Genomic DNA, 14,853 nt, shown 5'->3' with positions numbered 1-14,853 from the left:
AACAACAAGGAAATATTAATGGACGCACAACTTATAGGTCTTGCTGTTGAAACTTATAAAATAACGCTTATTCTTTCCCTTCCTATGTTGTTAGTTGGTTTAGTAGTGGGTTTAATGATTAGCATATTCCAAGCTACTACCCAAATTAATGAAATGACTCTGACTTTTGTCCCTAAAATTTTAGCAGTTATTATTGTAATAATTTTTACAATGCCCTGGATGCTAAATATGCTCATAGATTTTACAACCAAAATCTTTAATATGATTCCAACCTTTATCTTTTAATGTTTCAAAGATCCATTGATTTTAGCATTTATTCTAGTGCCAAAATAGGCACTCTACACACTATTAATATCATAGAAACTCCTCAAGACTATTTTCAGCTTTTGCAACACTCCATTCCACAAATTATAGGTAAAGCTAATAATCTCCTCATTTCCCCATTAGCAAAAAATCTCATTTTGCTTAACAAAAATTTTGATTATATTAAAGATTGTGGAGATAGCTTAGAAGTAGGGGCATTAACTCCTAGTGGAAAGCTTTTTTCTTATGCTAAAAAGCACAACTTAAGAGGTTTTGAAATTTTAGGGGAATTACCAGGAAGTATAGGAGGAATTATCAAAATGAATGCGGGTTTAAAAGAATATGAGATAAAATCTATTCTCTTAGGAATCCTTTCAATTAAGCATTCCCATAGCTTAGAATTTACTGCTGTTGAAGATTTGCATTTAAGTTATCGCAATAGTGAAATTAACACATTAATCTTTGCAGGGATTTTTAAAAAGGAAAAAGGATTTGATTTAAATTTAGTAAAAACATTAAAAACTATGCGTAGCAATCAACCAAAAGAACCTAGTTTTGGGAGTTGTTTTAAAAATCCCCCAAATAATTATGCGGGGTTCCTTATTGAAAGTATTGGTTTAAAAGGTAAGAAATTTGGGAAAAGCAAAAGTTTATATTTTAGCCCAAAACACGCTAATTTTCTCATTAATGTAGGAGACTCTAGCTTTGAAGAAGCCATAAATCTTATTAACCTCGCAAAAGAAGAAGTTTATAAAAAGCACAATATCTTATTACAAGAAGAAGTGAAAATTCTTCAATAATTTAAGATTGTTTTCTCACTTCTTTAATTCTTGCAGATTTACCACTTCTAGTGCGTAAATAATAGAGTTTTGCCCTTCTAACACGACCTATTTTAAGCACCTTAATGCTCTCAATGCTATCAGAATAAATAGGAAAAATCCTCTCAACACCTATACCGTTTGCACCAATCTTTCTAATAGTAAAAGTTTTTCCTGTTCCCACTCCACGCAAAGAAATACAAACACCTTCAAAATTTTGGATCCTTGTTTTATCTCCTTCAGAAATTCTAATACCAATTTTTAGAGTATCGCCTGCTTTAAATTGAGGAATCTCTTTGCCCTTAATTTGTGTATCTTCAAAGTGTTGAATATATCTATTTCTCATTTTTTAACCTTTGTTGATATTGCCAATAGAGGTCAATCCTATGAAATTTAGTTTTTGCCTCTGCTGTCTTTAATTTTAAATCGTTGATTTTAATATGATTTCCCTTTGAATACTCTGAAGGGATAGATAAACCTTTAAAAATATGAGGTTTTGTAAAATTTGGTGATTCCAACAAAGAAACTTCATAACTCTCCCCAATCAAAGATTCGCTATTTCCTAAAACTCCCTGTATTTGCCTAGAGATGCTATCACAAAGACATAATGCAGCTAACTCACCGCCTGTTAAAATAAAATCTCCTATGCTTAAAACTTCATTAGCATAAACTTCAATTAACCTTTCATCAAAACCTTCATAACGCCCACAAACAAAAGTAATATGAGACTTTTTGGCTAATCGTTTTGAATCTTTATGGTTAAAAGTTTTACCGCAAGGGGTTAAAAAAATTATATGGGTTTGGGGATGTTTTTTTAAAATAGAATCTAAAGCAAGGCTTAAATGAATAGGCTCTAAAAGTAATCCAGCCCCACCACCTACTTGATAATCATCAACTTTAAGATAACGATTTTGACTAAAATCTCTAGGATTGCAAAATTCCACACCAATTTTTTGACACTTCAAAGCTCTATGAAGAATAGAATCACTAAAATAAGATTGAATTAAATGTGGAAATAAAGTTACAAAGATAAATTCCATTAACTATTTTCTAAAATATCTTTACAAAATTGCGTATGAATATTTTTTGGATTACTCGCTTCTACTTTTAGAATATATCTTTTGGTATAAGGGATTAAAAAATATTTAGGATAACTTTGTTTTTGGAGTTCATTGCTTGTTTGTATCCATAAAAAATCTTCTTTACAAAAACGTTCGACCTCTTGAACTCTACCCAAAACCTCACCATTTTCTACAATAAAGCTGCCTATAATATCAAACCAAAAATATTCTTCTTCCCTTAATAAACAATATTGCTTTGTAGCTTCTTGTGTGGTATAGAGGATTAAGTTGGTAATTGTTTTAGCACTTTCCCTAGAATCAATCCCGACAAATTTTGCGATGGAATTGATTGGATCATAGGCTTCTATGGTTAATTCTCCATTTTTTGTAAAATAAGAAATATCCTTTTGTAATGTCTCTGGAAAATCACTTAAGAGATGTAAAAGAACCTTGCCTTTAACACCCACAGATTTACCAACCTTCCCAACACTTACCCAATCTTTTTGTATAATACTTTTTTTCATTCTTGCGATTTTACAACAATCCTATAAGAATTACCCTCTTTTGCTTTTAAACCTAAAATAAAGGTTTTAATAGCACCTATCATCTTACCATCTTTACCAATGAGTTTTCCAGCATCTTGCATTGAAGAAATAATCTCTATCTCATAAAAATTAGGTTCTAACTCTTTCTTAGCTACTTCAATTTTTTCTGGTTGTGTAGCAATTTTTTGCACATAATCTTTGATAAAATGTTCTACCATTATTATTTTGTAATAGTTTTTACCCTCTCACTCATCTTAGCACCAACTTTAACCCAATATTCCAAACGTTCTTTATCAAATTTTATAATAGATGGTTCTACTAAAGGATTATAATAGCCAATAGATTCTATCCAACCACCATCACGTTTTTTTCTACTATCTGTTACTACAATCCTATAAAAAGGCTTTTTTTTGCGTCCCATTTTTGTTAAGCGGATAACTGTTGCCAAAGGTTACTCCTTAAAAAACTAAAATATCACAGATGATAAATCTGTTGAAAGTAGAAATTATTTCTACTTTCAACAGATTTATTAAGCCTAACGCCTTAGTTGTCCCATTTTAGCGTCTTTCATTAGTCCCATTAAATCCGCCATACCCCCCTTGTTAGAAAATCTCTTTGCCATTTTAGCAGCATTCTCAAATTGCTTTAAGAAGCGATTCACATCACTTACATCTACACCTGCCCCAAGTGCGATACGTTTTTTACGACTCCCATTAAGTAAATCTGGATTATTTCGTTCTTTAGGGGTCATAGAAGCCACCATTGCTCGCATCTGTTTAATTTCCTTAGAATTATCTAAATCAACATCTTTTAAAGCACTTGCTACATTACCAAGACCCGGTAACATCGAGATAATAGACTGCATAGAGCCAATTTTTTTAACATTATCAAGTTGTGTCAAGAAATCATTAAAAGTAAATTTCCCCTTTTTAATCTTTTTAGAAATATCTTTAACTTCTTTTTCGCTAATAACTGCTGCTGTTCTCTCTGCAAGGGATTGAATATCCCCAGCACCCATTAAACGACCCACGATTCTATCAGGGATAAAGACTTCTAAATCTACAATCTTTTCCCCTACTCCAATAAATCGGAGTGGGATACCTAATTGATGAGCAATAGATAAAGCAATACCACCTTTGCTATCGCCATCAAATTTACTTAAAATAACGCCAGTTAAATCCATTTTTTGGTGAAATAATGCAGCACTTTTGACACCATCTTGACCGCTTAAGCTATCAACTACATAAAAAATCTCATTAGGATTAATAGCTTCTTTAATAGCATACAACTCATTCATTAAAACCTCATCAATAGCCAAACGTCCTGCACTATCCACCAATAAAACATCATAAAGCCCTTCAATAGCCTTTTCTTTAGCTCTTTTAGCAATCTCAATAGCCGTCTTATGCTCCTCATAATAAAAATCAACTTCTACTTGAAAACTTAATTGCCGTAATTGTTCCACAGCTGCTAATCTTTGTAAATCACAAGCTGCGAGTAAAACCTTTTTTTGTCTTGTCTTCAAATAATGAGCTAATTTCGCCGTTGTTGTTGTTTTTCCACTTCCCTGCAAACCAGCCATCAAAATAATAGTAGGAGGTTTTGGCGCAAAGATGAATCCATAATTACTAGAAGTCGTTAAAATATTTACTAAAGATTCTCTTAATGCCTTTAAAAAATTATCTTTACCAATACCTGCTAACTTAGTTTTTTGCTCTATTTCTTCTAAAAGATGCTTTAGGACTTTATAATGCACATCAGACTTTAGAAGTGATTTTTTAAGTTCTTCTAAAGCTTTTTTTAAAGCTTTCTCATCGTCTTGAAAACGAATTTTATTAATAGCACTTTGAAAGCTCTCTGTAATAACACCAAACAATTTTATAAACCTCAAAACTTTAATGCGTATTTTACTCTAGCCCACATTCTATAATAAATGAACTTTAAAAGGAATAAAATTTTTCAAAATTATTGCTATCTCAAAGTAATTAATTTCTCCTAACACAATTTTGGAAAATTTTTATTGACAAAAAAAGTAATTATCTATAGAATAGCGGCGTATAAAAATAGTTTAATTATTATAATTTTATATTCTCTTGTAGGAATTGCTTTAAAGCTTTAAAACAAGCAGTTTCTGTATCTAAATTTAAGGTTTAAGCTATGTTTGAAAAAATTTTAAAACAAAACAATTTAAAAATTACCCCTCAACGAATGGCTATTTTAAAAGAAATTGAAAAAAATGGGCATATTAGTATCGAAGAAATTTATGAAAATATTAAAGAAACTCATCCTTCAATGTCCCTAGCAACGATTTATAAGAATCTAACTTCTATGCAAGAGGCTCGTATCATTGTTGAAGTAAAATTACCCAATCAAAAACAAAAATATGAATTCATTAAACAACCGCACATTCATCTTGTTTGTGAAAAGTGTGGGAATATCCAAGATATACATTTTGATTCTTCTATCAAAGCTTTACAAAAAATTTGCGAAAAACGAACACTTTATAAAATTAAAGATGTTTCTGTAGCATTGTTTGGAGTTTGCCCGGAGTGTCAATAGTTTGCTCTAAGTCAAACTATTAATTTCTCTTTAGTCCATTGACAGTCTGTAGCATAGAATCTGCAGTTTGAATTGATTTTGAATTTGCCTCATAGGCTCTTTGTCCTACAATCAAATCCGTCATTTCCTCAACTAATTTCACATTGCTTTGCTCAACAAAACCTTGTCGTAATTGACCAAGCCCATTTAATCCTGGAGTTCCTGTTACAGGATCTCCTGAAGCATTAGTGTTTAAAAAAAGATTATCCCCTAAAGCGTGAAGTCCTGCGGGATTAATAAAATTAGCTATTTCAATTTGCCCTAATTCATTAGTTTGATTATTTTCTACAACACTTACAGTTCCATCTGCTCCGATATTTATTTGTGTAGCTTCACCAGGAATAGTTATATTAGGTACCAATAAATAACCTTGTGAATTAACCATTCTCCCTTCATTGTCCCGCTTAAAAGATCCATCTCTTGTATAAGCAATCGTCCCATCAGGTAATTCTATTTGAAAAAATCCTTCCCCTGTAATAGCAATATCAAGCCTTTGTTCTGTATTTTTAAAATTTCCTTGAGAGAATATCTTTTGCACTGCACTTGGGCGAACACCTAAACCCACTTCCATACCAGTAGGAGAAAGGGTGGTTTCTGAAGTGCTAGAACCAGCATATTGCAAGACTTGATGGAATAAATCTACAAATTCTGCTCTCTCTTTTCTAAACCCATAAGTATTAACATTGGAAATATTATTAGAAGTTACATCAATTTGTAATTGTTGTGCTAACATCCCAGTAGTTGCGGTATAAAGTGCTCTCATCATTGTAAAATCCTTTTTATGCTTTTGTGGCTAATTTTGTAATAGCTTCAGTGTTTAGCTCATCCATGTGTGTTTTTAGCACCTTAGAATAAGCCTCTACCAAACGATTGGTTTCAATTAATCCCGTCATTTCATAGATGACATTGATATTACTTTTTTCTAAAAATCCTTGCCTAACAGCTCCACTTTGCCCTAAGAACTCCATTTCATTATAACGTTCTTCTGGATATTGGTAAAGATTATCACCCACTTTTTTTAAATACTTTGGATTTTCAAAAGAAGCTACAGCTAAGTTAGAAAATAAAAGTGTTTCATTTATCTCTTCATTATTTAAAGAACGTGTAAAGATATTCCCATTTGTATCTACCTCCATTTGAAAACCATTGATAAAATCAATATATTGGGGAGCATCGATATATTCACGCGGCAAGACAGGAAAACCTTCTTTAGTTACTAATCTACCCTCTTCATTGAGTGTAAAAGAGCCATCACGTGTAAAACGAATCCCACTAGGAGTTTCAACCATAAAATAGGCATTTTCTCTCCCTAGTGCAAAGTCAAGGGTATTCTCTGTCATCATCATTCCACCTAAAGCCCTATCAGTAAATTCCTCAACAATCTGTGGGACACGATTCAAAGAACGATTATAAAATTTTGCGGCATCTTTAGTTTGCTCTTTAATTGGAAGAAAATCTTTATGTTGCTCATAAAGTCGTAAAAAATCACCAATTACAACATCATCTCGTTTAAAACCTGTTGTATTGGCATTAGCAATATTATTAGCAATCACATCAAGACGATTAATTTGCGTTGCTATACCACCAACAGAGCTATAATATCCACCTTGCATACTAAAAACCTTTTCATAAAATTCATTGAGTCTAAAGCAATAGTTGTTCCATCTTAAAAAGTAATATACTTCAAAGAATCCTTAGCATTTTGACAATCTTGTCTTATTTTGCAAATCTTAATCCCACATTCTTCAAAAATCTTTGCGGTATTTTTACAAGCTTTTTTCACAAGCACAATCTTACAATCGTGGATAATCTCCCCTAAAACATTATGTTCATTTTTATGGGCTATTTGCTCCTCTTTACTCATATCTTCATCTTTATGTGAACAACCCCCACTAGCTTCTACATTCCCACGAGGATTTTGCCTTAATTCTACAAAATCAATCTTTTTAAACATTCCAGAGCCTTTTTGCTCAAAAATAGCAAAAAATGGAGTATGCCCAGTATTCCCAAAAATATCTAATTTTTCATCATAAACGGGTATAGCAATTTTCATTTCCTCTCCTAATTATAAACGCTAAAATTCTACAATAAATTTTACAGAATTTTTCCAGAAACTTTCTTGCAAAACTTAAAGAAAATTAAATTCTTGCATTTTCCCTAAAAATTTTGCTTTGAAATAGGTTAAAATCCCCATTTATTTTAAATAATAAATTATCAAGAGCTAGAGTAAATAGTATTGGTAGAATCTACATATTTTAGTAAATATTTTAGGCGGCTATATGGATAACTTAGGACTTTTGGGGCTATTTTTTGTTTGTGCCTTAGCAAGCAGTCTCTATCCTTTAGGTTCAGAAGCTTTTGTTATTGCCTTTTTGGCTCTTGATTATGCGTGGATTTGGGTATGGATTGTCGCAACACTTGGCAATACATTAGGTGCATTAAGTACCTATACAATCGGATATTTAGGGGATTCTCTCTACCTTAAATATTTTAAAAACACGCACCAAAAAATCCACCGCTATGCAGATAAGATTCAAAAAAGAGGCTTTCTCTATGCTTTCTTTAGTTTTTTACCCATTTTAGGTGATATTTTTGCACTTGCTCTGGGTGTGTATCGCTATTCTATATTCAAAGCTATTGTGTTTATTACTCTTGGTAAAGCGGTGCGGTATTGGGTGCTTATTTATTTGTATAACAAATATACACAAATTTTTTAACTACCGATAATTCCGCCATCTTTTTTGGTAATTTGCACGATTGTGCTTCTAGGTGTAGAATCTCCACCATCTGGATAATGACTTGGAGCAAGTTTTTCTCCGGGATGTTGGATTCCTACAAACATTGTTTTATAATCTTGACTAAACGCAATTCCTGTAACTTCGCTTGCAATAGGTGCAGTTAGAAATCGCTTAATCTCTCCTGTAGCTGGGTTAGCACAGAGCATTTGATTATTCCCCATTCCTGCATAATCCCCCTTGTTAGAATAATCACCATCGCTTTGAATCCAAAGCCTACCAAACTTATCAAATTTTAAACCATCGGGCGAATTAAACATATTCTCACTAGTGATATTGCTTGTCCCCTTACGCAAATCATTGGGATATTGCATTGGGTTACCAGCAAGTAAGAAAATATCCCATTTAAACTTGGTGTTTAAGTGATTCTTGCCCTTTGGATTCCAACGTATAATTTGTCCATAGATATTTTTTTCTCTAGGGTTTGCCGCATCTGCCATTTCGCGTTTTTTATTATTAGTTAATGTTGCATAAACAAATTCTCCCTTAGGATCAGCAGCAATCCATTCAGGACGATCCATTGGTGTGGCACCAACAATGCTTCCTGCAAGACGCGTATTGATTAAAATATCTGCTTGGGAATAAAATCCATTTGTGGAATCTAGTCCATTTTGACCATAATTTAATGCGATCCATTCCCCCTCCCCGCTTAAATTTTCTCCTTGTATTCTTGCAACATAGAGAGTTCCCTCCTCTAAGAGATTCTTATTTTTCTTAGGATTTTTAGAATCAAATTTTTCTTTAGAGACAAATTTATACAAAAACTCATCAGCCTCATCATCACCCATATAGGCAACAACATAACCTTCTTTGCTTAAGACAATCTCAACATTTTCGTGTTTGAATCTCCCTAATGCAGTGCGTTTCATAGGAGTGGAATTAGGATTATAAGGATCAATTTCTACAACCCAACCAAACCGATTAGGTTCATTAGGGTTTTTAGAAACATCAAAACGGCAATCAAGCTCCCAACCATAATTACTCCTAGCTTTCATTCCATAACGTTTTTGACTTTGTGTAAATTGATAATTAGAATCGCTTGCCCCAAAAAAATTATCAAAATTTTCTTCACAGGTTAAATAAGTTCCCCAAGGCGTTTGTCCATTTGCACAATTATTGAGTGTCCCTAAGATTAGCTCACCTTTTTCATCCGCTTGAGTTTGCATACTCTTGTGCCCCTTTGCCACCCCACTAATTTGCATAGGTGTATGTGCTGTAATTCTCCGATTATAAGGAGAATCCAACACAACCTTAAAAAAACCATTTTTTGTTTGTTTTATCTCAAAGATACTCACCCCTAACAAGTTTTGCTCATAAGCAACCTTACTAGAATCCATATTTTTACCATTATCACTAAAAAGCCATTCAGGATTAATATATTCATTATTGACAACTAAAATATACCGATTGTTATTTAATGGAAACAATGCCATACCATCGTTATTATCACCAAAAACTCTTGTAGCATTTATAATCCTATTTTTATCTATAATTTTTTTCTCACTCCAAGGCATTGCATCACTAAATAAAGGATCGCCAAAGCTAATAAGTGGTTTTACCTCATAGCCCTCTGGGACGATTACTGCATCTTGTGTGCTAGCTGGAAGTGCCTTAAATCCTATTAAATGATTCTCTTTTGCTCCCAAGGGTAATACCCCAAAAAAGCCAATATAAGAAAGTGCTATAGAGCTTGTCTTTAAAAAATCTCTTCTTTGCATACAAAATCCTTTTTATGTAATTTCAAGATAGAAAATTATAAAGCATCTCTGTAAAGGGAAAAAATACAATAGGTAAAATGTTTGTAAAGTTAGGGGAGTTTTAGCTTTTTATTTCTCAACCCAATCAAAAAGATTCTGTTCTAGCTCGTGGAATTGGAATTGTTCTTCAAATACTTGAGTATTCTCGCCCAAAATTAAAGCAAAATTATAATGCTTCTCTAAAAGCAACCCAAACAATTCCTCTTTATCTGCATAACTATAGACTTCTCCATAAGGCGCGTAAAGCTCGTGATAAATATTAGGAACAAATAGCATTAATTTTGCCCACTTTGCATACATTGTAAAATAAACAAGGTATTGTTCATAAAGTTTAACATCCTCACAGGCTAAAAGCACACGATTAGTAGTTCCGGGTCTTGAAATAAATCCACGTTCATCAAGGTAGAGGGGTTTAAAGTTTGAAATTCTCTCTAATTTATTTAAATCTACAGATAAAGAATATTCTTCAGCAAAATTCAATACTCTTGCTAGGAGTTGAAAAAAAAGTTTGGGTAGAGGAAGCTCATAATCCATAGAATGATAAAAAATCTTTATTCCAAAGAGGGAATAAGAAGTTACCATAAAGGGCAAGGATTCTTCATTAATTTTTTTATCAGAAAAAATTTGAATTTCTTGTTGTTTTTGCAATTTCTCCTGATAAGCTGAAGGCAAAAGGGCTAATATATAAACAGATGGTGTCTCTAAAATATGATTCATTAATGCGACTAAAGAACCATTAAAAAAACTCAAATTCTCCTTTGGAAGAAATATTTGTGAGCTTAATTCATATTCATCTTGTGAGAGGGAAAATAATATTTTATTATAAATGATTAGATAATGACGCAAAATCCTAAATAATGCTTCCTCTAAATTCTCTACACTAATCCAAGCTACTTCCTCATCACTCATGGCTATTTCACCACTAAAGAGGATTCCAAAAGCCCCCTTTTGAATAGCCATTTCAATATCTTTTTCATCATTAGCAATAAATAAAGCACCTTTTTGAATCGATTCTATTTCATAACAAAATTGACTAAAAAAAGAAATGCTAGGCTTATTTAAAAGTGTTCCAAAAGTGATTTCAACAATTTCATTAACACTAATTTGTATCCCTTTTTTATTCATTAATTGCTCCACTAACTAATTTGGCTTCCATTTTTCTTTATAGCCTGTGGTTGTATTAAACTTAAGCCATCATCGTCGCTAACTGCTAAAATCATTCCTTCACTTAATTCGCCCATTAATTTCGCTGGTTTTAAATTAGCCAATACACACACTTGCTTACCAATCAATTCTTGAGTAGTATAATAAGATTTAATCCCAGCTATTATCTGACGCTCTCTTTCTTCACCCAAATCTACTTGTAACTTTAAAAGTTTTTCACTCTTTGGCATAATCTCTGCACCTAGAATAGTTCCAACCTTAATTTCTATTTTAGAAAATTCTTCTTTAGTAATGAAATGTTGGGTTTTTATTTGCTTTTCTTCTAAAAGAGGTGTTTCAATCTTAGGAAAAAGAGCCATAATAGGCATTAAAACCATTTCTGATATAATTTGGTTATTCTTAATAAACTCTAAATAATGCTTTGATTCTAAGGGAATATTGAAAACATCAAGAATCTCCTTAGCAGTTTTTGGCATACAAGGAGAGAGACAAAAGGCAGCTTTAATCAAAAGATTAGCAATAAACACTAAAAGCTCTGCGACTTCTTGCATTTTATCTTCTTTAACTAATCTCCAAGGCTCTTTTTTTGCAATCATGCCATTAGCAAGAGCAAAGATCTTCCAAAGCTCCTCTAAATAACGATGAATTTGCACTTCTTGCATGAGTAATTCTAGCCCCATTAAAATTTTATGGATACTTTCTAATTCCTCTTTATAATGTGCTTTGAAAGCTTGAATATCAACCCTTAAATGGTTGTTAAAATATTTTGCACTCATCCCTAAAAGACGATTAAGGAGATTCCCTAAATCATTGCTTAAATCAGCATTTATCCTCTCTATCAAGGCTTTTTGCGAAAAATCTCCATCTTGTCCAAAGGAAACTTCGCGTAATATAAAATACCTAAAACAATCCAAACCATAAGCATTGACAATTTCTTGTGGATTGACTACATTGCCTACGCTTTTACTCATTTTAGCACCATCTTTTGTCCACCACCCATGTGCTGCAATATGCCTAGGTAAAGGTAACTCTAAACTCATTAAAAACGCAAGCCAATAAATTGCGTGGAATCGTAAAATATCTTTCCCAACGATATGGTAATTAACAGGCCAAAACTCCATTTTATCATCTGACTCATTCTCATAACCTAAGGCACTCAAATAATTAATTAAGGCATCTAACCAAACATACATTATATGCTTTTTAGAATCTTTATTGGCAATTTCACTAGGAAGCTTAACCCCCCAATCAAAACTTGTCCTTGTAATAGATAAGTCTTCTAAACCATCTTCTATAAATCTTATTACCTCATTATAACGTGATTTTGGAAAAATAAAATCACTATGTTGCTTATAAAACTCCAAAAGCCTCTCTTGATAAGCACTAAGTTTAAAAAAATAGCTCTCCTCTTTTACTAAAGTCGTCTCTTTCTTGCAATCTGGACATCTTCCACCCTCTATAAGTTGGGATTTTGTAAAAAATGCTTCGCAAGAGATACAATAATTCCCTTCATACTCACCCTTATAAATATCCCCTCTTTGATACATTTTCAAAAATGCTTTTTGTGCGGTTTGAATATGATAAGAATCGGTTGTGCGGATAAATTTATCATAACTAATCCCAAAGCTTTCCCAAATATCTTTAAATCTCTTAGAAATCTCATCAACATATTCTTTAGGATTTTTGCCCTTTTTAGCAGCTGCTTGCTCAATTTTTTGTCCATGCTCATCGGTTCCTGTTAAAAAAAAGACCTCTTGCCCTAATAGACGGTGGAATCTAGCTAAAGCATCAACAATAATAGTTGTATAAGCGTGTCCAATATGGGGAATATCATTTACATAATAAATAGGTGTAGTAATATAAAATTTAGAACTCAAAGCTTCCTCCACTTCCTTTATTCATACTTAAATAAACAGCATCAACATAGGCGTTTCTTATCTCACAATTTAGTAATTCCTTACAAACACTACAGCTTCTTATATTGTGCTCCCTTTGACAGTCTTGTAAAGAATGTATTTTTGTATCTAAATTCCGCATTACTAAATCTTCAAAACTCTCTTTTTTATCACAACCCACTGCATCATCACAAAGGAAACAACTTGTTATTTTATGCTTTGCTTGACAATCTTTTAATTCTTTTAATGCTTCTTTAAAATTATCATCTCTTGGCAATCTCTATCTCCTTATTACTCCCAAAAAAACAAGGTGTTGTATCGTGTAAATGATTTGGAACTAATTCTAAAAGCCTTTGCTTGCCATCAGTGGCTCCTCCTCCTGCGTTTTCAAAAATAAAGGCAAAAGGAAAGACCTCAAAAAGCATTCTTAATTTTCCTTTTGGGGCATCGGTTGTAGAAGGATAAGAAAACAAGCCACCACCTTTTATCAAAATATGGTGCAAATCAGGAACCATTCCTCCACTATAACGCAAACGATAACCTTTTTGAAATAAATTATTCATTTTATCTTGATGTGTCTTGCTCCAGTATTTCTGCGTTCCACCAGGAGCATTAAGCTTACCTTCTTTTTTTAAAAACAAGGTTTTTTGAAGTTTAAAATCCTCTCCATTAAAGACAAAATAATCAACACCTTCTTTAAGTTTAGAGGCAATGCCTACTCCAACCACCATTCCATAGACTATATAAGCTGCCCCAACAAGATTTTTAGGCAAAAACTCTCCACGATAAATGCCAAAAATACTCCCAACACTTAAATTTGCTCCCATTAAGGAAGAGCCATCAAGGGGATCATAAGCAATTTTATAAATTCCATTATTATGAAGTTCTATGCTCATCTCTTGTTCTTCACTACAAATTTCTTTCACACATTCTAAAGTCTTAAAAGCCTTGTGTAAAATTTCATCGGCTAAAACATCGGCTTGTAATTGCAAATCACCGGTTGAATTTTTTGATTGGGTGGTTTCTCCCATATTATTTCTAAGAATCTGATAAATATGTAAAGAAGAATCTTTAATAGTAGTAAAAATTTTTTCTAAATCTTGTGCTAGATTATCTTGCATAGATATTTAACTCCAAAATTAAAATTTCAAAATTATAGCTAAAAATAATTATTTTATAGTTTTTTCATTATTATTCACCAATAATTAAAAAGGTGGAATTATTATCTGCTACAATTTCTACATTATTATTGATTAAATCCTAAGGAATTTTTATGTTAATAGCCCCTAGTATTCTTGCGGCAAATTTTGGAAAACTTGAAGAAGAAATCAAAGCTATTTGTGAATGCGGTTGTGATTTAGTGCATATTGATGTTATGGATGGGCATTTTGTCCCCAATCTTACCATAGGTCCAGTTGTAGTAGAATCTGTTGCTAAGGCTTCCACTAAGCCCCTTGATATTCATTTAATGGTGCAAAACAATAATTTTTTTGTGGATTTATTCGCCCCTTTTAAGCCTAAATATATCTCTTTTCATATTGAAGAGGAGAAACATTCAAACTCTCTTGCTCAAAAAATTAGAAACTATGGAATCTCTCCTGCTATTGTGCTTAATCCTCATACAAGTTTAGATAGTATTTATTATCTCTTAGAATATATTGATATGGTATTAGTAATGAGTGTAAATCCCGGTTTTGGGGGACAAAAATTCATCTCCAATACCTTAGATAAAATCAAAGAACTAAAGGATATGCTTGAAGTGCGTAACCCAAATTGTCTTATTGAAGTAGATGGTGGGGTTAGTGATGAAAATATCTTAGAGTTAAAAAAAAGTGGGGTAGATATTGCAGTAGCGGGGAGCTATATCTTTAGTGGAGATTATAAAGAAAGGATAAAAACTCTAAGGGTATAACTAAT

General features: G+C 32.5%; 19 protein-coding genes. 5 read left to right on the top strand and 14 right to left on the bottom strand.

Going from position 1 to position 14,853, the window contains the following annotated elements; genetic code table 11:
• Positions 1 to 18: 18 nt before the first annotated feature.
• Positions 19 to 285, top strand: a complete 267-nt coding sequence (gene fliQ / locus LS72_RS05635; RefSeq protein WP_034552406.1) for a flagellar biosynthesis protein FliQ — start codon at positions 19 to 21, stop codon at positions 283 to 285.
• Positions 285 to 1,103 (top strand): UDP-N-acetylmuramate dehydrogenase, encoded by an 819-nt coding sequence (locus LS72_RS05630; protein WP_034552403.1) that lies wholly within the window; start codon positions 285 to 287, stop codon positions 1,101 to 1,103. The genes fliQ and LS72_RS05630 overlap by 1 nt, the downstream gene beginning before the upstream one ends.
• A gap of 1 nt (position 1,104) precedes the next feature.
• Here LS72_RS05630 and rplS read toward each other — a convergent pair whose 3' ends face one another.
• The 6 genes from rplS to ffh form a co-directional block, all read right to left on the bottom strand.
• Positions 1,105 to 1,467, bottom strand: a complete 363-nt coding sequence (gene rplS, locus LS72_RS05625; RefSeq protein ID WP_034552400.1) for a 50S ribosomal protein L19 — start codon at positions 1,465 to 1,467, stop codon at positions 1,105 to 1,107.
• Positions 1,457 to 2,161, bottom strand: coding sequence for a tRNA (guanosine(37)-N1)-methyltransferase TrmD (gene trmD, locus LS72_RS05620; protein ID WP_034552398.1), 705 nt, complete (start codon positions 2,159 to 2,161; stop codon positions 1,457 to 1,459). The genes rplS and trmD overlap by 11 nt, the downstream gene beginning before the upstream one ends.
• Positions 2,161 to 2,706, bottom strand: a complete 546-nt coding sequence (gene rimM / locus LS72_RS05615) for a ribosome maturation factor RimM (RefSeq protein ID WP_034552396.1) — start codon at positions 2,704 to 2,706, stop codon at positions 2,161 to 2,163. Before rimM ends, trmD begins: the two co-directional genes overlap by 1 nt.
• The gene (locus tag LS72_RS05610; protein ID WP_034552393.1) at positions 2,703 to 2,945 is read right to left on the bottom strand and encodes a KH domain-containing protein; all 243 of its coding nucleotides are present in this window, start codon (positions 2,943 to 2,945) and stop codon (positions 2,703 to 2,705) included. Before LS72_RS05610 ends, rimM begins: the two co-directional genes overlap by 4 nt.
• A 2-nt stretch (positions 2,946 to 2,947) precedes the next feature.
• The gene (gene rpsP / locus LS72_RS05605) at positions 2,948 to 3,175 is read right to left on the bottom strand and encodes a 30S ribosomal protein S16 (RefSeq protein WP_034552391.1); all 228 of its coding nucleotides are present in this window, start codon (positions 3,173 to 3,175) and stop codon (positions 2,948 to 2,950) included.
• An 87-nt stretch (positions 3,176 to 3,262) separates the two neighbouring features.
• Positions 3,263 to 4,603, bottom strand: a complete 1,341-nt coding sequence (gene ffh, locus LS72_RS05600) for a signal recognition particle protein (RefSeq protein WP_034552389.1) — start codon at positions 4,601 to 4,603, stop codon at positions 3,263 to 3,265.
• Positions 4,604 to 4,884: 281 nt separating this feature from the next.
• Between ffh and LS72_RS05595 the strand changes: the two genes are divergently transcribed.
• Entirely contained in the window at positions 4,885 to 5,286 is a 402-nt protein-coding gene (locus LS72_RS05595) for a Fur family transcriptional regulator (protein ID WP_034552387.1), read from the top strand.
• A gap of 19 nt (positions 5,287 to 5,305) precedes the next feature.
• Here the strand turns inward: LS72_RS05595 and flgG are convergent, their stop codons facing one another.
• Genes flgG through LS72_RS05580 form a run of 3 tightly spaced genes read right to left on the bottom strand, consistent with a single transcriptional unit; the run spans position 5,306 to position 7,378 of the window.
• Positions 5,306 to 6,091 carry a flagellar basal-body rod protein FlgG gene (gene flgG, locus LS72_RS05590; RefSeq protein WP_034552385.1) on the bottom strand — a complete coding sequence of 262 codons (786 nt, stop codon included), beginning with the start codon at positions 6,089 to 6,091 and terminating at the stop codon, positions 5,306 to 5,308.
• 13 nt (positions 6,092 to 6,104) lie between these two features.
• A complete protein-coding gene (locus LS72_RS05585; RefSeq protein WP_034552382.1) occupies positions 6,105 to 6,938 on the bottom strand; it encodes a flagellar hook-basal body protein in 834 nt (277 codons plus the stop codon).
• A 53-nt stretch (positions 6,939 to 6,991) separates the two neighbouring features.
• Complete coding sequence (locus LS72_RS05580; RefSeq protein ID WP_034552380.1) at positions 6,992 to 7,378, bottom strand: NifB/NifX family molybdenum-iron cluster-binding protein; 387 nt, start codon at positions 7,376 to 7,378, stop codon at positions 6,992 to 6,994.
• A gap of 226 nt (positions 7,379 to 7,604) precedes the next feature.
• On the opposite strand from LS72_RS05580, the gene LS72_RS05575 reads away from it, so the two are divergent.
• Positions 7,605 to 8,042, top strand: a complete 438-nt coding sequence (locus LS72_RS05575) for a YqaA family protein (RefSeq protein ID WP_034552377.1) — start codon at positions 7,605 to 7,607, stop codon at positions 8,040 to 8,042.
• On the opposite strand, the gene LS72_RS05570 is transcribed toward LS72_RS05575, so the two are convergent.
• The 5 genes from LS72_RS05570 to LS72_RS05550 all read right to left on the bottom strand — a co-directional run bounded on the left by LS72_RS05570 (position 8,039) and on the right by LS72_RS05550 (position 14,057).
• Positions 8,039 to 9,838, bottom strand: coding sequence for a PhoX family protein (locus LS72_RS05570; protein WP_034552375.1), 1,800 nt, complete (start codon positions 9,836 to 9,838; stop codon positions 8,039 to 8,041). The genes LS72_RS05575 and LS72_RS05570 overlap by 4 nt on opposite strands.
• Positions 9,839 to 9,946: 108 nt before the next feature.
• Positions 9,947 to 11,002 (bottom strand): hypothetical protein, encoded by a 1,056-nt coding sequence (locus tag LS72_RS05565; protein ID WP_034552372.1) that lies wholly within the window; start codon positions 11,000 to 11,002, stop codon positions 9,947 to 9,949.
• Positions 11,003 to 11,013: 11 nt separating this feature from the next.
• Positions 11,014 to 12,918, bottom strand: a complete 1,905-nt coding sequence (gene metG, locus LS72_RS05560) for a methionine--tRNA ligase (protein WP_238700724.1) — start codon at positions 12,916 to 12,918, stop codon at positions 11,014 to 11,016.
• Positions 12,908 to 13,213, bottom strand: a complete 306-nt coding sequence (locus LS72_RS05555) for a hypothetical protein (RefSeq protein WP_052087209.1) — start codon at positions 13,211 to 13,213, stop codon at positions 12,908 to 12,910. Before LS72_RS05555 ends, metG begins: the two co-directional genes overlap by 11 nt.
• Complete coding sequence (locus LS72_RS05550) at positions 13,200 to 14,057, bottom strand: class 1 fructose-bisphosphatase (RefSeq protein ID WP_052087208.1); 858 nt, start codon at positions 14,055 to 14,057, stop codon at positions 13,200 to 13,202. Before LS72_RS05550 ends, LS72_RS05555 begins: the two co-directional genes overlap by 14 nt.
• A 152-nt stretch (positions 14,058 to 14,209) precedes the next feature.
• Between LS72_RS05550 and rpe the strand changes: the two genes are divergently transcribed.
• Positions 14,210 to 14,848, top strand: a complete 639-nt coding sequence (gene rpe / locus LS72_RS05545; protein WP_034552368.1) for a ribulose-phosphate 3-epimerase — start codon at positions 14,210 to 14,212, stop codon at positions 14,846 to 14,848.
• Positions 14,849 to 14,853: the final 5 nt, after the last annotated feature.

Origin of the sequence: Helicobacter apodemus (assembly GCF_000765745.2) — a bacterium.
Classification (GTDB): Bacteria; Campylobacterota; Campylobacteria; order Campylobacterales; family Helicobacteraceae; genus Helicobacter_D; species Helicobacter_D apodemus.
Note: the sequence above shows the minus strand (reverse complement) of the source record. Positions and strands in the feature narration are given on the sequence as shown.